18 protein-coding genes are annotated in these 20,154 nt (G+C 61.7%); 3 read left to right on the top strand and 15 right to left on the bottom strand.

Annotated features, from left to right (window positions below):
• Positions 1-269: 269 nt before the first annotated feature.
• The 5 genes from I6L49_RS06605 to phnR all read right to left on the bottom strand — a co-directional run bounded on the left by I6L49_RS06605 (position 270) and on the right by phnR (position 6,642).
• Positions 270-1,676, bottom strand: coding sequence for an FAD-dependent oxidoreductase (locus tag I6L49_RS06605; RefSeq protein ID WP_216950908.1), 1,407 nt, complete (start codon positions 1,674-1,676; stop codon positions 270-272).
• A gap of 18 nt (positions 1,677-1,694) precedes the next feature.
• Positions 1,695-3,431, bottom strand: coding sequence for a putative 2-aminoethylphosphonate ABC transporter permease subunit (locus I6L49_RS06600; RefSeq protein ID WP_216950906.1), 1,737 nt, complete (start codon positions 3,429-3,431; stop codon positions 1,695-1,697).
• Positions 3,428-4,522: a putative 2-aminoethylphosphonate ABC transporter ATP-binding protein gene (locus tag I6L49_RS06595; protein ID WP_216950904.1), complete on the bottom strand. Its 1,095-nt coding sequence runs from the start codon at positions 4,520-4,522 to the stop codon at positions 3,428-3,430. Before I6L49_RS06595 ends, I6L49_RS06600 begins: the two co-directional genes overlap by 4 nt.
• A 272-nt stretch (positions 4,523-4,794) precedes the next feature.
• A complete protein-coding gene (locus tag I6L49_RS06590) occupies positions 4,795-5,814 on the bottom strand; it encodes a putative 2-aminoethylphosphonate ABC transporter substrate-binding protein (protein WP_043824248.1) in 1,020 nt (339 codons plus the stop codon).
• A gap of 120 nt (positions 5,815-5,934) precedes the next feature.
• On the bottom strand, positions 5,935-6,642 hold the full coding sequence (gene phnR, locus I6L49_RS06585; protein WP_021231304.1) for a phosphonate utilization transcriptional regulator PhnR: 708 nt from the start codon (positions 6,640-6,642) through the stop codon (positions 5,935-5,937).
• Between the two features lie 265 nt (positions 6,643-6,907).
• On the opposite strand from phnR, the gene phnW reads away from it, so the two are divergent.
• From phnW to phnX, 3 genes are read left to right on the top strand one after another with little or no spacing between them, the layout of a single operon-like run.
• On the top strand, positions 6,908-8,050 hold the full coding sequence (phnW, locus tag I6L49_RS06580; RefSeq protein ID WP_216950903.1) for a 2-aminoethylphosphonate--pyruvate transaminase: 1,143 nt from the start codon (positions 6,908-6,910) through the stop codon (positions 8,048-8,050).
• Positions 8,047-9,486 (top strand): aspartate aminotransferase family protein, encoded by a 1,440-nt coding sequence (locus tag I6L49_RS06575; RefSeq protein WP_216950901.1) that lies wholly within the window; start codon positions 8,047-8,049, stop codon positions 9,484-9,486. Before phnW ends, I6L49_RS06575 begins: the two co-directional genes overlap by 4 nt.
• A complete protein-coding gene (gene phnX / locus I6L49_RS06570; RefSeq protein ID WP_216950899.1) occupies positions 9,479-10,318 on the top strand; it encodes a phosphonoacetaldehyde hydrolase in 840 nt (279 codons plus the stop codon). The genes I6L49_RS06575 and phnX overlap by 8 nt, the downstream gene beginning before the upstream one ends.
• Positions 10,319-10,416: 98 nt before the next feature.
• On the opposite strand, the gene I6L49_RS06565 is transcribed toward phnX, so the two are convergent.
• From I6L49_RS06565 to nrfA, 10 genes are all read right to left on the bottom strand, one after another.
• Positions 10,417-10,869: an NUDIX pyrophosphatase gene (locus I6L49_RS06565; RefSeq protein ID WP_216950898.1), complete on the bottom strand. Its 453-nt coding sequence runs from the start codon at positions 10,867-10,869 to the stop codon at positions 10,417-10,419.
• A 54-nt stretch (positions 10,870-10,923) separates the two neighbouring features.
• Positions 10,924-11,466, bottom strand: coding sequence for a DUF2268 domain-containing putative Zn-dependent protease (locus I6L49_RS06560; RefSeq protein WP_254127551.1), 543 nt, complete (start codon positions 11,464-11,466; stop codon positions 10,924-10,926).
• Positions 11,467-11,644: 178 nt separating this feature from the next.
• Positions 11,645-12,808 carry a heme lyase NrfEFG subunit NrfF gene (nrfF, locus tag I6L49_RS06555; protein ID WP_254127595.1) on the bottom strand — a complete coding sequence of 388 codons (1,164 nt, stop codon included), beginning with the start codon at positions 12,806-12,808 and terminating at the stop codon, positions 11,645-11,647.
• A gap of 38 nt (positions 12,809-12,846) precedes the next feature.
• Positions 12,847-13,437, bottom strand: a complete 591-nt coding sequence (locus I6L49_RS06550; protein ID WP_216950896.1) for a DsbE family thiol:disulfide interchange protein — start codon at positions 13,435-13,437, stop codon at positions 12,847-12,849.
• Positions 13,434-15,401 carry a heme lyase NrfEFG subunit NrfE gene (gene nrfE / locus I6L49_RS06545; protein ID WP_216950895.1) on the bottom strand — a complete coding sequence of 656 codons (1,968 nt, stop codon included), beginning with the start codon at positions 15,399-15,401 and terminating at the stop codon, positions 13,434-13,436. Before nrfE ends, I6L49_RS06550 begins: the two co-directional genes overlap by 4 nt.
• Before the next feature lie 46 nt (positions 15,402-15,447).
• Entirely contained in the window at positions 15,448-15,891 is a 444-nt protein-coding gene (locus I6L49_RS06540) for a hypothetical protein (RefSeq protein ID WP_201987746.1), read from the bottom strand.
• A gap of 119 nt (positions 15,892-16,010) precedes the next feature.
• A complete protein-coding gene (nrfD, locus tag I6L49_RS06535; protein WP_216950894.1) occupies positions 16,011-16,964 on the bottom strand; it encodes a cytochrome c nitrite reductase subunit NrfD in 954 nt (317 codons plus the stop codon).
• Positions 16,965-17,051: 87 nt separating this feature from the next.
• Positions 17,052-17,744 carry a cytochrome c nitrite reductase Fe-S protein gene (gene nrfC / locus I6L49_RS06530; protein WP_216950892.1) on the bottom strand — a complete coding sequence of 231 codons (693 nt, stop codon included), beginning with the start codon at positions 17,742-17,744 and terminating at the stop codon, positions 17,052-17,054.
• The gene (nrfB, locus tag I6L49_RS06525) at positions 17,741-18,340 is read right to left on the bottom strand and encodes a cytochrome c nitrite reductase pentaheme subunit (protein WP_216950890.1); all 600 of its coding nucleotides are present in this window, start codon (positions 18,338-18,340) and stop codon (positions 17,741-17,743) included. The genes nrfC and nrfB overlap by 4 nt, the downstream gene beginning before the upstream one ends.
• Before the next feature lie 53 nt (positions 18,341-18,393).
• Positions 18,394-19,836, bottom strand: coding sequence for an ammonia-forming nitrite reductase cytochrome c552 subunit (gene nrfA, locus I6L49_RS06520; RefSeq protein ID WP_216951607.1), 1,443 nt, complete (start codon positions 19,834-19,836; stop codon positions 18,394-18,396).
• Between the last annotated feature and the right edge of the window lie 318 nt (positions 19,837-20,154).

Genomic DNA, 20,154 nt, shown 5'->3' with positions numbered 1-20,154 from the left:
TCAATCTGTTTACTGCTCGGCCACATCCTCGTTTATCCCGCTCTGGTTGACGTAATCATGCTCGCCTGTTGGGCTTCGCTACGCTCTGCGCCAACCTACACATCACGCTATCTCAACCCTGCCGCCACAGGGGCCCATCAGCGGATCACGCGTGGCGATAATGCTCCCTCAAATTTCACCTGTAAAAATGCCGACTCTCGGGTCGGCATTTTCAAGAAATAGGGTGTGGGGCGAAACAGTATGAGAAATGGTTGCCCTCTATCGCCGGGCTATTTATCCGCCTTGCCCGCCGCATCGGCAAGTTTGGCCAGCTGTTTGTCATACCAGGCCACCGGGCGGTTCTCATCTTCCGCCCGCTCCTTGCGCCGGATGGCATTGCGCACCGCCATGGCGCCCAGCCAGCGGAATGGCTCTGGCGGGAAGTAGCCGCGCGGGCCGCTGACCAGCGCGCAGTCGCGCCACGGCTTGTCCTCCTCCCGCACTTCATCGCGCACCAAAGTTGCCAGTACTTGACCGCCCATCCAGCTCTGCGCCACCCCGTTGCCGGAGTAGCCGAGGCCATAGACGATATTGGGCTGCCCTCGCCAGTGGCCGAAGAAGGGAAGGCCATCTACCGAGCGGTCGGAGGCGCCGCACCAGCTGGCGGCGATGGGCACCTCTTTGAGCGCCGGAAAGAAGCGGCGCAGGGTGCGGGTGAGGGGGGCAAGGTAACGGCTGGGGGCATCAAACTCGGCCAGATGGCGGTTGGCAAAGGCGAAGGTGTTGCCCCCCTTGCCCAGCATCAGCCGCCCTTGTGGAGTGGAGCGGTAGTAATGGACAAAGGTGCGGCCATCCACCACGCTGCGGCCGTGCTCAAGCTGCTGGGCAGCCAGTGCATCCGGCGCGGGGTCGGTTATCACCATATCGGAGGAGACCAGCACGATACTGCGGCGAAACTCGCGAAAGTGCTGCACCATGGCGCTGTTGAGGGCCAGTACCACCTTGCGGGCACGTACCTCACCTTGCGGTGTTTGCACCCGCGCTGGCTGGCCCGCCTCAAGGCGCTGCATGGGGGAGTGCTCATAGACCTCGATCCCCAGTTCCCGCGCTACCCGCAGCAGGCCGCGCACCAAGAGCGCCGGTTGCACCGAGCCCGCGTGGGGGCTGTAGAGCCCCTCCAGATGAACGTGGGAACCGCACTGGCTCGCCAGTTCACCCTCTTCAATCGCCTGCCACTGGTTAAGGTCGGCTCGCTGTAGCTCCCGCAATACCGGCTCCATCAGGCCGCGCTGCGCCTCGCTGGTGGCGGTGTAGCAGGTGCCCTCGACCCTCAGCTGCGCCTCAATATTGTGCTGTTCGCAGAAGCGGGCGATCTCGTGCACCGCCTGCTCGGATCTTTGTACCAGCCAGGCAGCCTGCTGCTCGCCAAACAGGTGTTTTAAGGTCAGGTATTTGGCCGACCAGGTGAGCAGGCAGCCGCCGTTGCGCCCCGAGGCGCCGCTGCCGCAGCGATCTTTTTCCAGCACCAGGATACGTAAGGCTGGCTCGGCCTGTTTAAGGGCGATGGCGCTCCACAGCCCGGTAAAGCCGCCACCGACGATGCAGACATCGGCCTCATGGTGGCCGTGAAGTGGCTTGGGAGGTGCGGGTTGTTCGGCGGCTAGCGCCTCGGCCAGCCAGAAGGGGAGAGTGGACATGATGACTCCTCGATAAGGTTATGGGTGGCGCCAGCGCTGGGTGCGATCCAGCAGGGCGCGACTTAAAAAGAGCTGGAGCAGCTTGACGGTGGCGGCGGCCAGCAGGATCAGGGTGGCCATGGCGGCGGCCGCGGCGGTATCGCCGGAATCCTCCATATTGAGCACGGCGATGGAGGCGAGCACGCTGTCGCTCGAATAGAGGAAGATCACTGCCGAGGTGGTGGTCATGGCGTTGACGAACAGATAGATGAAGATCTCCAGCAGCGCGGGCAGGGAGGCGGGCAGGGTGACTCGCCAGAACGCCTTCCAGAGCGGAATGCGCAATGAGATGGCCACCAGTTCCAGCTCCTTGGGCAACTGCTTGAGGCTGGTCAGCGCCGTCATATGGCCCACCGTGTAGTAGTGGATGACGCAGGAGAGCACCATTAGTGGCAGGGTGCCGTAGAGGCTGCCAAAGAGCGGATTGCCGTTGAAAAAGAAGATGTAACCCAGCCCCAGCACCATGCCGGGCACCGCCAGCGACAGCATGGCGAGCAGATGCAGCAGCTGGCGCAGCGGCGCGAAGTGGCGTCCCTTCTCCTGCGCCCAGGCCAGCACCATCACCAGCACGGTACCGATAAGCGCGCTATAGAGGCCCAGCTGCAAGGTGTTGGTAAAGGGCTGCCAGCCATAGACGCTGTTGCTGTCAAAGGCGTAGTGATCCAGCGTCAGCCCGAGGTTGTAGGGCCAGAACTGCACCAGGGAGCCGTAAACGGCCATCACCACCAGCGCCAGAAACAGCAGGGCCCAGAGCGTGCACCAGCCGAGCGCCAGCAGATCCCGCAGCCGATGGGGTTTGGGCTGATAGGGCACCGCCTTGGTGCTGCTCTGCTCCTGCATCTTGCTGCGTACCCTGTGCTCCAGGGCAAAGCTCAACAGTGCCGGCAGCAGCAGGGTAACGCTGGCAACGGCGCCGAGTGAGAAGTTCTGCATCCCGATCACCTGCCGGTAGATATCGGTAGCCAGCACGCTGTACTGGCCGCCAATCACCTTGGCAACCCCGAAGTCGCAGATGGTGAGGGTGAAGACGGCGATGGCGGCGCTGAGCAGGCCATAACGGGCGGTAGGCAGGGTGACGGTGACAAATGTGCGCCAGCCGCTGCTGCCCAGCACCCGGGAGGCTTCATAGAGGCGGGCATCGCTCTGACCCAGCGCCGTGATAAGGATCATCAGGGCGTGAGGGAAGCACCAGAAGCCAAGGCCAATGACGATGCCGATGGGGCCGTAGATGCTCTCGCCGCCGAGCAGCCCCTTGGCGATCCCCTGATTGCCAAACCAGTAGACCAGACTGATGGCGGGCAGCAGGGAGGGCATCAACAGCGGAATAAGGCCGATGAGGCGAAACAGGGGTTTGCCCGGCATGCAGGTGCGGGTGAGGGCATAGGCGTAGCCAAAGGCGATGGTCACCACCAGCGCGGTGATCAGCACCCCGAGCCAGAGGGTGTTGCCGATGGTGCGCCCCAGATGAGGGGAGTCGAAATAGGCGCTGAAGTTGGCAAGGCCCACCCAGAGGCCGTTCTCATCCTGCAGACTCTTTTGCAGCATGGTGAGCAGCGGCAGCAGCAGACCGCCGGTGAGCAGGGCAATGCCGAGCACCAGCAGGATCAGTTGCAGCAGCTGATCCCGGCTCCAGCCGCGACAGAGCCGCTGCCAGCGAGAGTCTTGGCGGGCTGTCACTGGTGGCAGCAGGGAGGAGGTCGCGAAGGGGGCTGTCATGGGCGATCTCCTTCGAACAGCTGCATTGCCCCGGCGGGCCAGTGCAGCGAGCAGCGCATGCCGCTGCGCCAGCCACCCTGTTCGTGGCGGGGTAGCTCGTGGGTCGGGCGCTCCACCAAAATTTGCTGCGGGCCCAGGTAGGTGTCGGCGGTGCAGATTAGGCGCTGGGCGGCGCCGAGAAACTCCACCTGATCGATGGTTGCTTCAACGCCATGTTGACCAAGATACGGCTCGCTCGGCGCGCTTAGCGTGATAGCCTCGGGGCGGATCGCCACCTGCAATTTGCTGCCGGCCGCGGCCTGATTGGCGAGTTGCAACGGTTGTTCGTTGAGACGCACCTGATTGGGGCTCAGCACCAGGGTCTCGAGGAAGTTCATGGTACCGACAAAGCTTGCCACGAAACGGCTGGCAGGCTGGTGGTAGATCTCCTGCGGAGTGCCCACCTGTACGATGCGGCCGCCCTCCATCACCACGATGCGATCAGCCATGGTCAGCGCTTCTTCCTGATCGTGGGTCACCATGATGGTGGTGATGCCAAGGCGCTGCTGCAGGGCGCGGATCTCGCTGCGAAGGTGGGTACGTACCAGTGCATCCAGCGCGCTGAGCGGTTCGTCCAGCAACAACAGACCGGGGGAGAGGGCGAGCGCCCGGGCCAGCGCTACGCGTTGCTGCTGGCCGCCGGAGATCTGGCTCGGGTATTTGTGGGACTGGGCAGTGAGATCCACCAGCCCCAGCCAGTGATCGACCCGCTCCTTGATGAGATCCCGCGCCAGCCCCTGATTCTCAAGGCCGAAGGCGATGTTCTGGGCCACCGTCAGGTTGGGGAAGAGGGCATAGGATTGAAACACGATGCCAAAATCGCGCTCCTGGGGCGGCAGCCGGGAGATATTGCGTCCCCCTTGCCAGATCTCGCCGCTGTCCGGCAGATCCAGCCCGGCGATGGCTCTGAGCAGGGTGGTCTTGCCGCAGCCGGAGGGGCCGAGAAAGCAGATAAACTCCCCCGGCTCAATGGTCAGAGAGATCCCCTTGAGGGCCTGAAAAGCACCGAACTGCTTGTTGAGATGTTGAATGTCCAGATAGGGCTGGGTCATGGTTCGACTCGCTACTGATTTGGTATATACCAGTTTGCAGGTGAAGTGTGACGGTCAGGTGATCGGGGGATGACAGCTTGATGACAGTCAAATGACATCGGGCCGTCAGCAAGTGGCTGGGCCCTGTGTGGATGGGCGAAGCGTCGCTAATTGAAGGCAATACAAACTCGGGAAGTTAAAACCAAAAAGCGAAGGCCAACACCTGTTGGCCTTCGACTGACAGTTTATTGGTGGTTGTGTGTGGGGCGTTAACAAACCGCCGCCCTTCACGCTTACTGTTTGGCTTCGGTCTTGCCGTCGAAGCTGGCGCTCCACTGGGCCAGGATGGCGTTACGCTCGCGGGCTGCCCAGCTAAAGTCGTTGTCGATCATCTGGCCTTTGATATCCGCCGGATAGCCCGCTCTCGGTTGGGCCACATCGGGGATGGCGACCACGGCGAACGATTTGTTGTAGAGGGCGTTGGCCTGTTCGGTGGCGGCAAAGTCGAGCAGCTGTTTGGCGGCTTCCAGCTTGGGGGTGCCTTTGATGATGGCGGCAGCTTCCATATCCCAACCTGACCCCTCTTTCGGGAACACCACCTCGATGGGTGCACCCTTGGCCTTGAGGCTGGTGGCCGGGAAGTCGAAGGAGATCCCGATCACCGTCTCACCGCTGGCGGCCAGCTTGCAGGGGGCAGAGCCCGAGTGGGTGTAACGGTCGATGTTCTGGTGCAGGCCGTTCATAAATTGCCAGCCCTGCTGTTCGCCCATGGTCTGCAGCCAGCCCGCAACGCTCAGGTAACCGGTGCCGGAGGAGCTGGGGTTGGGCATGATCACCTTGCCCTTGTAGATGGGCTTGGTGAGGTCGGCCCAGCTGGTGGGGGCCGGGATCCCCTGTTTTTCCGCCTCTACCTTGTTGAAGCAGATAGCGCTGAAGAAGGCGTCCAGACCGATCCAGTGCGGCTCGGCCTTGCTGTCGCGAAAGCGGCTGTCGAGCTTCTCCAGCCCTTTCGGTGCATAGGCATTGAGCATCTGCTGCTGATCGAGCTGCATCAGGCTGGTGGCGGCCAGTCCCCACACCACATCCGCTTTGGGCTGGGCTTTTTCTGCCAGCAAGCGGGCGGTGACCACGCCGGTGGAGTCACGCACCCACTTGATGTTGATGTCCGGATGCTGGCGCTCGAACGCGGTTTTCAGCTCGTTGAGCTGCTCCGGTTCGAAGGCGGTGTAGACGGTGAGATCGGTCGCGGCCAGTGCCGGGGCGGTCATGGCAGCCAGCACGGCGGCGGCCAGCAGATGGGTTCCCTGTTTCATCCTCTTCTCCAGTTAAATTGGTTTGGTATAAACCAGATTGGTCGAGAGAGAGGCTAGGGGATCTTTATGACGTGACCGTGACAGCCCCGTGACGTTTTGCCGTTCCTGATTTATCCGTGACTAATCCTGGGTATCCACCTCGATCTCCAGACTGTCGTGACGCCAGTACTCCAGATCGAAGTCGAGCACCCGGCCGTGCTGATCGAAGTTGAGCCGCTCGAGGCGCAGGGCGGGCAGACCGGCGGTGGCCCCCAGCGCCTTGGCCACCTCGTCCGGCAGGGCGGTGGGGAAGAAACGCACCTGCATGCGGGCGTAGTGGAGATCGTAATGGGCCTGGTAGATCTCGGTCAGACTGCCGTTGAGATCCAGCGCCAGCAGGCCGGGCACCCGCTCAGGCAGGCAGTGGTTCTCGCAGTAGCAGATGGCACGCCCGTTGGCGTAGCGCAGTCGCTTGAGCAAAAAGAGGCTGTCAAACGGCTTGAGCTGCAACTGCGCCATCAACGCGGGCGGCACCGCCTGGCGGCTTTTCTCCAGCAGTTCGGTGCGCGGCTCGCCCCCTTGTTCCCGCACTATCTGGTGAAAGTTGGAGGTGCGTCTGGGGTTCAAGCGAAAGCGCGGCGGGGTGACGAACCAGCCGCGGCGATCCTCCCGATAGATAAGGCCGTTCGCCTCCAGCTGCACCAGTGCCTCGCGGATGGTAACCCGGGTGGTGCCATAGAGTTCCCCCAGCAGCCGCTCGGAGGGAAGCTTGTCGTTGGGGGCCAGCCCCCCTGCCAGGATCTGGTTGGCGAGGGCATCTTTGATTTGCAGATATTGCGGTTTGCTCATGAAAATCCCTGGTTTTGCAATAAGTTGTGCAATGAGTTGGGCAATTGGCTGGGCACAGGACAGGTCATCTGCCCGGTCGTTTCACGGCAACATCAACATGCGTTGGTAGATACCAGAATCGCCCCTGTTGTTCAGGCTTCCTAGATTATCGCGATCCCTGCGCTGAAAATGAATTTTTTGTTGCACGTAGCGCCACCCCTTTGACCTTGGCGGGGGAGTTACCCACAATGCGCTCATTCTGGTATATACCAATAGGAGCGAAATCATGACCCATATTCCTGCGGCCCCCGCCGCCGTCGATTACCTGCTGCTGACCCCAGGCCCCCTCTCGACCACCGCTACGGTGCGCGCCGCCATGCTGCAAGACAGCTGCACCTGGGATGCGGACTACAACCAGGGCGTGGTGGAGCCCATCCGCCGCGAGCTGGTGCGCCTCGCCACTGGCCCGGAATATCAAAGTGACTACAGCGCAGTCTTGCTGCAGGGGAGTGGCAGTTATGTGGTGGAGAGCGTACTGGGCTCGGCGATAGGTAGCGATGAGTGTCTGCTTATCATCAACAACGGCGCCTACGGTGCCCGCATGGGGGAGATGGCCCGCTGCCTTGGCCTGCGTCACCATGAGTTCGACTGCGGCGAGACCACCCGCCCGGAACCCGCCGCCATCGAGGCGATGCTGGCGCGCCACCCCGAGATCACCCACTTGGCCATGGTGCACTGCGAGACCACTACCGGCATGCTCAACCCCCTTGAGGAGGTGGCTGCGCTCTGCCAGCGCCGCGGCATTCGCCTGATCGTCGATGCCATGAGCAGCTTTGGCGGTATCCCCATCGACATGGGACGCCTTGGCATCGAGTTTCTCATCAGCTCGGCCAACAAGTGCATTCAGGGGGTACCGGGCTTTGGCTTCGTCATCGCCCGCCGCGCCGCGCTGGTGGCCTGCGCCGGTCGCGCCCGCTCGGTCTCCCTCGACCTGCACGCCCAGTGGCAGACCATGGAGCTGCAGGGGGGCAAGTGGCGCTTTACCTCGCCCACCCATACTGTGCTTGCCTTTTCCCAGGCGCTGCGTGAGCTGGACGAGGAGGGGGGCATTGAAGCCCGTCATCAGCGCTACAGTGAAAATCAGCGTACGCTGGTGGCGGGGATGGCTGCGCTTGGCTTTGCGCCGCTGCTGCCAGAACAGTGGCAATCCCCCATCATCACCGCCTTCTACTCTCCGGCCCACCCTGACTACCGCTTTGCCGATTTCTACCAGCGGCTCAAGGCGCAGGGCTTTGTTATCTATCCGGGCAAGGTCTCCCAAGCCGATTGCTTCCGTATCGGCAATATCGGTGACGTGACCCCGGAGCGGGTGCGCGAGCTGCTCGCCGCCATGGCCAGCGCCTGTTACTGGCAAGGGGACGCGCGATGACCAGCATGCTGGCTCAGGGTCGTGATCTGCGTGGCCGCGATTTGCATGACCATAAGCTACACGGCAGCGGCCGTGCCGACAGCGAAGGGGATATCAACCTCGGCGAGGGGCGGGCGCGCTGGTGGGCGGGCCAGAGCGAGGCGGTGCAGGCGGGATTGGCGGAAGATAGCCGCTACTTCCTCCATCAGGCACTCTCCACCCCCTGTCTGGATTTGATCGAGGGGGCGCAGGGGAGCTGGTTGACCAGCGTATCGGGCAAGCGTTACCTCGATTTTCACGGCAACAGCGTCCATCAGCTGGGTCACGGTCACCCCAGGGTGGTGGCCGCGGTGCAGCAGCAACTCGCCGATCTGCCGTTTGCGCCCCGCCGCTACACCCATCAGGTTGCCATCGACTGCGCCCGCACCCTGGCTGAACTGGCCCCCGGCGATCTCAACCGGGTGCTGTTCGCCCCCGGTGGCAGCGAGGTGGTGGGGATTGCCCTGAAGCTCGCCCGTTTCATCACCGGCAACAGCAAGGTGGTGTCCCTCTGGGATGCTTTTCACGGTGCCTCCCTCGATGCCATCTCGGTCGGCGGCGAGGCCTGTTTTCGCGCCGGTATGGGCCCGCTGATGGCCGGAGTGGAGCGCATCCCGCCGCCCACCCGTTATCGCGGTGTCTGGTACTGCGGGGAGGGTGATGACCTGCACTACGCCGATTATCTGGAGTACGTCATCGAGAAGGAGGGAGGGATCGGCGCCTTTATCGCCGAGCCCATCCGCAACACCGATGTGCAGGTGCCCTCGAAAGCCTACTGGCAGCGGGTGCGGGAGATCTGCGATCGCCACAAGGTGCTGCTGATTGTCGACGAGATCCCCAACGCCCTGGGGCGCACCGGCCACTGGTTCAGCTTCGAAGAGTTCGGCATCGAGCCCGACATCATCTGTCTGGGCAAGGGGCTGGGGGGCGGGGTGGTGCCGTTTGCCGCGCTCATTACCCGCGACCATTTCAATCAGGCTGCGGCCATCTCGCTCGGTCACTACACCCACGAGAAGAGCCCTATCGGCTGCGCGGCGGCGCTCGCTACCATCAGTACCATCCGCGAAGAGGGGTTGCTGGCAAAAGCGCAGGAGGATGGCCGTTTTATGGCGGCCGAGCTCGGCAAGTTGGCCGAACGTCACCCGCTGATCGGGCAGGTGCGCGGTATCGGTATGCTTTGGGCGCTCGATCTGGTGGTCGATCACCAGAGTCGCACCCGCAACAGCCAGGCCGCCGAGCGCCTGCTCTACCGCTGTCTGGAGCTGGGGCTCAGCTTCAAGGTCTCCCAAGGGAACGTCATCCAGCTCTCGCCACCGCTCAATATCGCCCGCGCCGATCTGGTGCGCGCCATCACCATTCTCGATCACGCCCTTGGCGAGATCGCACTTTCACCGAAACAGGAACATCACCATGACTGATTTGCAGACTGCCATCGACCCGACCACCGACGTGGAGGCGCTGATCCTCGACTGGGCCGGCACCGTCGTTGATTTCGGCTCCTTCGCCCCCACCTCCATCTTCGTCGAGGCCTTCGCCCGCGCCTATGACTTTCCCGTGACCCTGGATGAAGCACGCCAGCCCATGGGCCTTGGCAAGTGGGATCATATCGCCGCGCTGGGCCGTCTGCCCTCGGTGGATGCGCGTTGGCAGGCTCGCTTCGGCCACCCCATGAGCCACGCCGAGGTGGACCACATTTATCACACCTTTATGCCGCTGCAGATTGCCGCCGTGACCCGCTTTGCCGCCCCCATCCCCGGCGTGTTGCCGGTGCTGGACGCTCTGCGGGTGCAGGGGATGAAAATCGGCTCCTGCTCCGGTTATCCCCGTCCGGTGATGGAGGCGCTGGTACCTGCTGCGGCCGATCATGGCTATCGGCCGGATCACTGGGTGGCCACCGACGATCTCAAAGCCGGTGGTCGCCCCGGTCCCTGGATGGCGCTGGCCAACGTGATTGAGCTGGGAGTAAGCGCGGTGCATCGCTGCATCAAGGTGGATGACGCCGTGCCGGGTATCAGTGAAGGGTTGAACGCGGGCATGTGGACGGTGGGATTGTCGGTCTCCGGCAACGAATTTGGTGCCACTTGGGACGAGTTTGCCGCCATAAGTGAGACGGAGATCGCCGCCCGGCGCGCACCGGCCGAGGCCAAACTGCGGGCGGCGGGGGCACACTATGTGATTGATACCCTGGCCGACATCGCCCCGGTTATCGCCGGTATCAACCGCCGTCTGGCCGCTGGCGAGCGGCCGTAGGCCATCTGCTTGGTCTAACAAAAGCGCTTGGCTGGCTTTAGATGCAACACGCCCCCATCCGGGGGCGTGTTGCATCTACAGGGGGAAGTTGTGCGCAGTCAGCGGATATCGACCCGCATCAGGGGAGAGGGGGCGTTGTCGACAAAGTGGTGCCAGATATGGTCGTAGAGCGCCTTCTGGCCGGGGAAACTCACCAGAGCCTTGGCCTCGGCCAGAGAACACCAGCGATATTCGGTGTGCTCGTCGTTGAGGGTCACCGCCTGATTGGGCGGGCAATAGACCACAAAGACCGGTACCACCTCCACCGTATTCAAGGCGGCATCGTAAAACTGCTCCAGATACTGGCCGTTGTAGAGTTCGGTGACCCTGATCCCCGTCTCTTCGCCAAACTCCCGAATAATGGTCTGCCAGCCGGTTTCACCCGCCTCCACCGTGCCTGCCACATGACACCAGAAGCCCCCCTTGACCCGTTTCATCACCAGCAATTTGGTTTCGCCATCGACAGTGGTAAGGGCAACGCCGGAGACGGCCTTGCAGCGAATGGGGATCATGATCTTCTCTCCGGGTTTGGGCTCTGTGATAGCCATGAATAGTGTGAAGGCGTGTTAATTGAAATACGCCTCGGCGGGCAGGCCCATGACCTCTATTTCATTCAGGCCATTTTTGGCCAGATAGTTGGCCACCAGATTGAACCCCACCCAGTAACCGGCATATTTGGGAAATAGCCGGTTATCACGGCAGTAGAAAAAGTCTAAAAAGTTGAACTGCTTGCTGGATAGATGGGGCGTCATCTCTGCCAGGAGCGATTGCCAGTCATGGTGATGAGACTCCTTGAACAGCGAGGGGAGGGTGCCGCCATTGAACCTCTGCTCAAAGTAGCAGGCCAGCCCTTCAAAAATCAGGTTTTCGGCCAGTGTTTCTGCTTCCACCTTGTTCTTCTTTTGCACGATATGGTGGACTTCGTGGGCCAGCACGGCAGGCAATTCGGTGATGATCACCTCTTTGATATCAGGCCGTTCCAGATCAAGCTGGAGTTCTATTCGATACATGTTGATGGCCCAGCCACCGATACCCGAGTCGGGAGCATCCCCCTCGGCAAAAGGACTGAAGGTGACATCCAGTTGGGAGAGATCGAACAAGGTATTCAATTTGTGCGCCGTCTAGGCAAAAACGTGCCTAATGGTGTCATCGAGCCCATCGAATTTGCCCGAGTCGTTTAACAGGGTGAGTTGCATCCAGACATCCTTGTCTATTGAAAGAGAGTGCTGAGCCACTTGCGTGGTCGCGGCGCCATATCACCACGATTACCCTCCTTCAATCAAGGGGTTACCCGCCCATTATGCTTGCCGTCTGGATCGCCTCGATCAGCGCGGCCCGATTGATGCGAGGGCGCTCGCCATCGAGCAGTTGCTGCCACAGCGCAATGGCCTGACGGTAGCGACCATGCAGAAAGTGATCGGAGGCGAGCAGCATCAGGGCGCTCACTTCCCCCGCGTCCTGCTTGAGGGCGCTCTCCAGCAGGCGGGTTGCCTCGGGAGTCAGCTGCTGGCCCGCCTGATAGTAGAGCACAGTGGCTTGGGCGGCCTGGGTCGCTGCACTGGCTCCCCCCTCCAACAGGGCGATACGCTGATAGGCGAGCAGGGCGTTGTCATATTCGCCGCGATAGAGATAGAGCTGGCCGAGCGCCGCCCAGCTGTCGAGATCGGCGGGGTTGCGTTGAAGCTTCTGATGCAGACTCCCCAGCTCCTTGTCCTGCAGATCCCGCGGGCTCAACCCCGCCAGCGGATCGGGACGGGATGCATAATCCTGCCATGCCTGATAACGGCCGGTGCTGAGATACACAGCTGCAACGGCTACGCATGCCATGATGCCAAGCAGCAACAAGGCCCGCCCGTGCCGGTTATTGCGGCCGCGATTGTCATGCTGGTTGGCCAGTTGCGCGCGCAGGGCCAGCTCAGTCGCCGGGATGGCGTTGGCCAGGCGGGCGGCGCTCAGCTCCCTGTAGAGTGGTTGGTCGGGGGAGAGACCTGTCTGCTCCCCATGCATGATCAGCCAATTCAATTCGCTGCGCGGATCGGCCGCAGGTTGATGAATGGGTTCAATCATTGCTCTAACGACAGGGATGGCTTGTACCTTTGTGCGCGTGAGGCGGCGAAACAGGGTCAACAGCGCCAGCCCCAACAGCAGCAGGGGACCGCCCCACAGCAGCGCCGTGCTGGCCTTTAAGGGGGGATCGTAGCGGACGAAATCGCCGAAGCGCTCCGTCATGCGGGCGATCACCTGCTCATCTGACTGCCCCTCGTCCACCCAGCGGTAGACCTCTAGCCGCAGATCCTGGGCGATGGGGGAGTTGGACTCCACCAGATTCTGGTTCTGGCACTGGGGGCAGCGCAGGGCGCGGGCCAGCTCTTGCGCCCGATTTTGCAGCTCGGGGTGGCGAAACTGATAGGTGTCGACCCCGCTGGAATATACAGTTGCACTCAGCAGCATGCCGAGGGCCAGCAGGGCGCAGGTAAGAGAACGGCACATCATGGCTGTTTCTCCCGAGCTGATATTGCAATAGCTGGTGCAGTAGTGGCGGCGTTCATTTGCGCATCCGCTCGCGCCTTGTCGAGCAGGGGGGCAAACTGGCGTTGCCAGATCTCCTGGGTGAGCAGGCCGGTATGACGGGTCAGCAGGGTGCCATCGGCATCAAACAGATAGGTCTCCGGCGTGCCGTAGACGCCGAGCTCAAGGGCCAGTTTGCCGTCGGGGTCGGCCAGTACGGCGCGATAGGGGTTGCCCGCCTGGATAAGCCAGGCGCGGGCGGCATCCCTCTTGTCCCGGTAGTTGAGACCGTAGAGGGGCACTGTGCCCGCGAGCTCGCTGAGCAGCGGATGCTCGGCGCGGCAGTTGGCGCACCAGCTGGCCCAGACGTTAAGGACAAAGGGCTCGCCCTTGAGGCTGGCAGTCTGGATCGGACTCCCATCCAGCAGATTGTTGCTTTGCCACGCAGGCAGGGTACGGCCGAGCGTCGCCTCATCCTGGCTGTAGGGATTGTTGCCAAGGCTGAGCCAGAGCAGGATGCCGAGGCTCAGGGTAAGGAGCAGTGGAAGAAAGAGGCGCAGGCGGGATCTCATAACGCCTCCTGTTCGAGCCGGGGATGGGAGGTGCCAACCACAACGGGGCGGGAGGCGAGCAAGGGGTGACGGGCGAGCAGGCGCAGGGTGCCGCCCGCCATCATCAACAGGCCGCCGAACCAGATCCAGCGCACCAGCGGCTTGTAGTGCAGCCGCATGGCATAGGCATCTGGTCCCATCTTCTCACCCAGTACCACGTAGAGATCGCCGAACATTCCCCACGCGATGCCGGGTTCGTTCATGTTCATGGTGCGAACGCTGTAGTGGCGCCGCTCCGGCGTCAGCCGCGCCACATCTTTACCGTTCTTATGCACGCTGAGCGTGATCCGCTCGGCGGTATAGTTGGGGCCGATCACCGGCTCGCGCCCCTCAAAACGAAACTCGAAGGCGCCGAGCTGGTAGGGCTTGTCGGCGGCGAGTACGACGCCCCCTTCCTGACTGTGATGACTCACTTGGGCAATGCCGAGGGCGCATACCGCCACCCCGAGGTGGGCCAGCAGACTGCCGAGTCGGTTAAGGGTGAAATCGCGGAATGAAGTCAGTTGCAAGAGCGGGAGCAACAGACTGGCCATCAGCCAGAGGCTCACCATATTGGCGAGGATGCCAATCCAGCTACCGGAAAACGATCCCTGTTCCAGATAGGCAAGGCTAAGCAGCCCGCCGCCAAGCAGGCCAAACAGCGGCGGTAACAGCGCGTTGAGTCGGGAACCTGCGACAAGCAGCTGCCAGCGCAGGCGCGGCAGTTGGGTCATCAGCACCATCAGGCAAAGGGCCAGCGGCACGAAGATGGTATTGAAATAGGGGGCGCCCACCGACAGCGAGCCCAGATGGAGCGACTGGAACACCATGGGGTAGAAGGTGCCGAGCAGCACGCTGGCGCAGGCCACGCAGAGCAGCAGGATGGCGGCGCCGAGCAGCCCCTCTTTTGACAGCAAGCCAAAGCGGGCATAGGGGGCGCGAATATCCGCCCGCAGGGCAAACAGGGTGAGGGCGCTGGTCAATAGCAAGCCGAGCAGCAACAAGAGGGTGAGGCCGCGGCTGGGGTCCACCGCAAAGGCGTGTACCGAGGTGAGCACTCCGGAGCGCACCACAAAGGTGCCGAGCAGGCTCAAGGCGAAGGTGAAGATGGAGAGCAACAGCACGGCGTGGCCGTAGGCGCCGCGCTTCTCGCAGACTACAAGAGCGTGCAGCAGGGCAGTGCCCAGCAGCCAGGGCAGCAGGGAGGCATTTTCCACCGGATCCCAGAACCACCAGCCGCCCCAGCCGAGCTCGTAATAGGCCCACCAGGAACCCAGCACAATGCCGGCGGTGAGAAACACCCAGGAGCCGAGTGCCCAGGGGCGGCTCCAGTGAGCCACGGCGCCATCGAGCCGGCCCGAGTGCAGCGCCGCCATGGCGAAGGCGAAGTTGACCGCAAAGCCGACGTAACCGAGATAGAGCAGGGGCGGGTGGATGATGAGGCCGATATCCTGCAGCATGGGGTTGAGATCGCGCCCCTCCAGCGGCCCCGGGAACTGGCGGTCAAACGGGCTGGAGAAGATCAGGGTATAGAGGCCGAACAGCCCGACGATCAGCCCCATGATGGCCAATACCCGGGTGCGGATGAGCGGATCGACCCGCCTGGAGCAAAGGGCCACCAGCGCGCCCCACAACCCCAGCGCAAAGACGAAAAAGAGCATGGAGCCTTCATGGCCGCCCCACACCGCCGCCAGCTTGAAGCCCAGCGGCAGGGCACTGTTGGCGTGCTGGGCCACATAGCTGACGGTGAAATCATCCTGGCCAAAGCAGCTGGCGAGCAGCAGCAGGGAGGCCAATAGCAGGACGGCATTGATCAGCGCCAGCGGCGCTGCGCTGCGCAGCAGAGTCGGGGAGGCGAGCCGTAATCCCAGCCAGGGCAGTGTGCCCTGCAGCAAGGAGAGTGCCGCCGCCAGCAACAGTGAGAGATAGCCGAGCTCCGCCAGCACATAACCTCCAAATGCAATTAGAAATTAATTGAATTAATTACAAATTTCAGTCTTTCAACTCAGGCTCAGAAGGCGCTTCTGAGTAGACGTGGAACGTTTCCACAATGGTGCTTTGAGGAAACTCGCCTTTGAAATAGATCCAATGTTCGTCATCCGAAGGGACTGAGGGGGTATCAAGGCAATCATTGACTCGATAGATGGTTACGCCAGCTTTCTTTAATTCTGGGATGGACATTCGGATGACATGGCCGTTGGCAAACCTTCCATTTCCCAAGGCATAGCGTTTGGCTACTTCAAAATGCGGGGTAGTCGATATCCCTCCCGTTGGTTCACCATTCCCACCGTATTCGTGTGAGTGAATGGTATTGGTGATAGAGAGTCCGCATGTGAAATCTGAGTCTCCGCATTGAACTCTGTCATCACCAAACTCAGCGCCTTGCTCTGGATCATCCGATAGCGATTTGGGAACCATGGCATCGGTCACTGTCATATGGCAGTTGAACCCTCGATAAAGAAATTCCAACGTTGTTATCCCCATTTAGATTTCACTTGCGAATCAACGAGCCAGCGCCAGTCACCCGAAGGTGGCTGGCGCTGGTGATCATACCTTTAAACTACAGTCATCTGGCCGGCATAAAGCACGAAGTAGCGCAGCAGCAGGATCCCCACTAGGGTCAGGCTGCAGACCAGCACCAGATGGCCGTTTCGCTCCCGCAGGGGCGCCGGGGTCAGCAGGGCCAGCAGCTGGGGCAGCAGCATGCCGACCCCCACCACGCCGACCCAGAACACCTGAGCCCAGAAGCCGCTGCCGATGGCGGCCCACATCGCCACCTCTTTCTGGCCGCCACCGAAGTAGAGGCCGGTAAAGAAGCAGACCAGCAGCAGCACCTCCACCGCCAGCACGGGTCGCTCGAAGCGATGGACAAAGCTCACCCCCTGGCTGTGGTGGTTCTCCTTGAAGAGCGTCACCGCCAGCAAGAGGGTGGAGGCGATGCCGGAGCTGATGCCCGAGACCAGAAACAGCACTGGCAGCACCGGGTTGTTCAAGAGCGGATAAGTCTTGAGGGCCGACAACAGAAAGCCGGTGTAGGCCCCCAGCAGCACGGCGAGCAGCAGCAACAGCGGGGCCAGCAGCCGCTCGATGCGGGCAAGCCAGCCAATCAGCCCATCCACAAAAGCGAACTTCTCTTTCAGCAACCGGTGGCGCAGGGTTTCGATCTCGGCGCGAAACACCACCGCCAGCCAGGCGAACAGCACCGCCATATAGAGCTGAAACAGCATGACCCCCATCGACATCACGGAGTCGAACTGGTAGTGGAACATCAGCTTCCAGAAGGTCCAGGGGCGGGCCAGATGGAAGATAAGGATCAGCAGCCCCAATATCACGCTCGCTGGCGCCAGAATGGCGGTCGCCTTGATGATGCCGCTCTCGCTGCCTGCCCCCTTGCGGCGCAGCAGCACCGAGAGGGTGGTGGCCCCGGCGGAGATGCCGAGTAGAAAGAGATAGATGGCGATGGGCCAGTCCCACACCAGCGAGGAGAAGTGAAATGCGTCATGCAACATGATCCATTCCTCCTTCTGTTACTGCGGTAGATGGCGATCGGACAAATCCCCACACGAGGGAAGGGAAGTGAAATGCCTCTTGCATCGTCATGACTTTATCTCCCCTTTGGGCACGCGGTACATCTTGGGTGAGGTGCCGAGCGCCTGCTTGTAGCGATAGGTGGTCTCCTTCACCAGCCGTTTGGCGATGGGGCTGTCCGGATCATCCAGATTGCCGAACACCAGTGCCTTGGTGGGGCAGGATTCCACGCAGGCTGGGTCCTTGCCCGCCGCCAGGTTGGTCTTGCGGCAAAAGTCGCACTTGTCTGCCACTCGGGTCACAGGGTTGATAAAGCGCACCTGATAGGGGCAGGCGGCCAGACAATACATGCAGCCGACGCAGAGATCCGCGTCGACGTCGACGATGCCATCCTCCTTGCGGATATGGGAGGCGCCGGTGGGGCAGACATGCACGCAGGGGGCGTTGTCGCAGTGCTGGCAGGACTTGCGAAAGAAGCGGTACTCGGCGTCGGGAAATTCACCGACCGGGCCTGATCGGATGATCTCGAGGCGCGAGACCCCCTGTGGCACCTGATTCACCTCCCGGCAGGCATCCATGCAGGCGGTGCAGCCGATGCAGGCCGTCTCATCGTGGATCATGCCGTAGCGGACCCCGTCGATGGTCTGGCTATGGGCAAGGGGGGGGGCAAGGGAGCGGGTGTTGGCACGAGCAGTCCCCGTCATCATGATAAGGGCCCCTGCGCCCATGCCCGCCATAAAGTCACGGCGAGAGCAGCTCATGATGCCTCCTTGCCGGTAGCCGGTTTGGACTGCTCCTGCCGGGCCTTGCTGGCCTCATGCTGCTTGCTGTGACAGTCGACGCAGAGCTTGATGCGGGATTTTTCCGGGATCCCCACCATGGGCTCCTTGGCCGGATGCAACTGGTGGCAGCTGGTGCAGGTGAGCTTGGTGGCGTGCACGTCGTGGGCCCAGAGCGCCTCGTGAAGCGGTTTGGGCTCGTGGCAACTCATGCAGACTCCATTCTGCTCGCTGATGGGATAAAGCTTGATGCTCTCTTTATCCTTCAGGCTGTGGCTAAAGCGCATCACATCTTTGACCCCTTCCCTGTGCTGGGGGGAGGGCTGGCCGTGGCAGTTGGTGCAGGTGACAGGTGCCAGGTTGTTGGGATTGGTCGCCTGACCATGCTTGCCGTGCATTCCCTCGCTCTGCTCCTTGTGACAGTCGGTGCAGGCCTTGTCGGGATTGCGTAAAAATTCCACCTCATGTGTAGCTGGTACAGGGGCTGCTGCCGGCTCGGCCGCCTGACCCTGCAGGCTGGTGAGCAGCATGGCTGCCATCAGCATCAGTCGTAAAAAATCCATCGTTAAATCACCCATAGGAAGCCTCCATCCGCTGCGGGCCCGACTTGGCGCCGGGCCCGCAGGCGCCGTTACTGTGCCAGCCGTCCGGCCGCTTTAGCCTCGGCATCCCAGGCGGGGACCGTGGTCTTGAGGAACTGGGCCTTGTCGCTGTTGAACTGCTTCATATCCATGCCAAGGGCGGCTTGCGCTTTCTCCTTGGTGGAGATGTCGGGGATGGCGATCTCGTGGCTGATCCCCTTGCTGGCCAACAGGCGCGCCAGCTTGGTGCGGGCGTCAGCGGCTTTATCCAGCGCGCTGCCAAGTACCTTGAGGGCCACTTCGGGGGCGTGCATCTGCACCCCGTGGGAGGCGATGGCGTAGTCCCAGCGCCACTGGGCGTGACGGATGTCCTGCAGAATATCCTTCATCTCAGCCTCGGTGGCGCCGGCATCCCAGGCCGCCTTGGCTTCAAAGTGGGCGTGTACCAGCTGCTTCTCGACCTTCAGCTTGGTTTCGATTACCGCCTCTTTGCGCTGCTTGACGATCCCCTGCAGCATCTCCTTGCTCTGGGTATGACAGTTGCGGCAGGTCTGCTCGAAACGATCGAAGGGGTTCCCCACTTTGTGATCCGTGTAGACCTTGCCCTGCTCGTTCTGCACCTTGGGCATGTGGCAATCGACACAGGCGACGTTGTTCTGGCCGTGAATGCCGGCGCGCCAGGTTTCGTACTCGGGGTGCTGGGCTTTCAGCATGGGGGTTTTGGAGAGGGCATGAGTCCAGTCGGCAAAGCCGATTTCATCGTAATAGGCCTCCATCTGCTCCACCGTGGTGCCCTTGTCCCAGGGAAATTTGACCGCCTTGGTGGGGCCGCTGAAGTAGTACTCCACGTGGCACTGGCCGCACACCTGGGACTGCTGATCAAAGCGCCCCTGCTCCTTGAACTGCTTGCCGATGGCTGTCATGGCCCGATCGGCATAGGGACGGGAGAGGTGCAGGGCCGGTTTGCCCTCCTTGAACTCCTTCGAGGCGGTGTCGTGGCAGTCGGCGCAGCCGATGGTGTTGACTACTTCCGGCCCGCCCTTGGCCCACATCCCCTTGAAGTAGCCATCCTCACCCTGCTCGTCGATGACGCGGGCCACATCCGGGCCTTTGCAGCTCCAGCAGGCCATCGGCAGCGGGCCATCTTCGGCTGTCTTGGGGGCGCCGGTACGCAGGGTTTCCCGCACGTCGGTCAGCGCATAGAAGTGGCCCCGCGGCTTGTTGTAATCCTTGGCGAAGGGGTAACCGCCCCACAACACCACCATGTTGGGGTCTTCCGCCAGCGCGTCGGTGCGCTCCTTGCTTTCGCTGGTGGCTTGCCAGCTGGTGAACTGATCGGCGTGATCCTTGGCGAACAGCTCGCTGCGCGCCTCTATCTTGCCATTGGTGGTTGCGTCATCAGCCAGTGCCCAGCCGCTGGTGCCAAGGCTGGTAGTCAGCAGCAGGGTGGCGAGGCCCAGTTTGATATGCCTGTGTTGTGAACCCACGTTTATCACTCCCAGATAAATGTTTTGGTCTCGTCTGACCCGTTCCATCTTGGTGTGGATCTTCCCCCCGTCGGGCGGGGTGGGCAGACATTCGCTTGCGGGTGAATAAAACCGCGAAATATATGATTGCTCGAGGGTTACCCTAACAAATAGGTAAATTTAATGATGATTTATCGGAGGGAGAGTTGTGCCAGATCAATTGGCGCACAGGATTGATCGCTGAAATGAGATCTGGATTAAATTTTATGGAAACTCAACTTCTTGTTAACTGCCGAGCATTCGATGGCAGGCGTTTGAACGGTACAGTTGCGTACTGGCACTTTT

The sequence above is a fragment of the Aeromonas sp. FDAARGOS 1419 genome, assembly GCF_019047045.1.
GTDB lineage: Bacteria > Pseudomonadota > Gammaproteobacteria > Enterobacterales > Aeromonadaceae > Aeromonas > Aeromonas veronii.
This window is presented reverse-complemented; position numbering and strand designations above follow the sequence as displayed.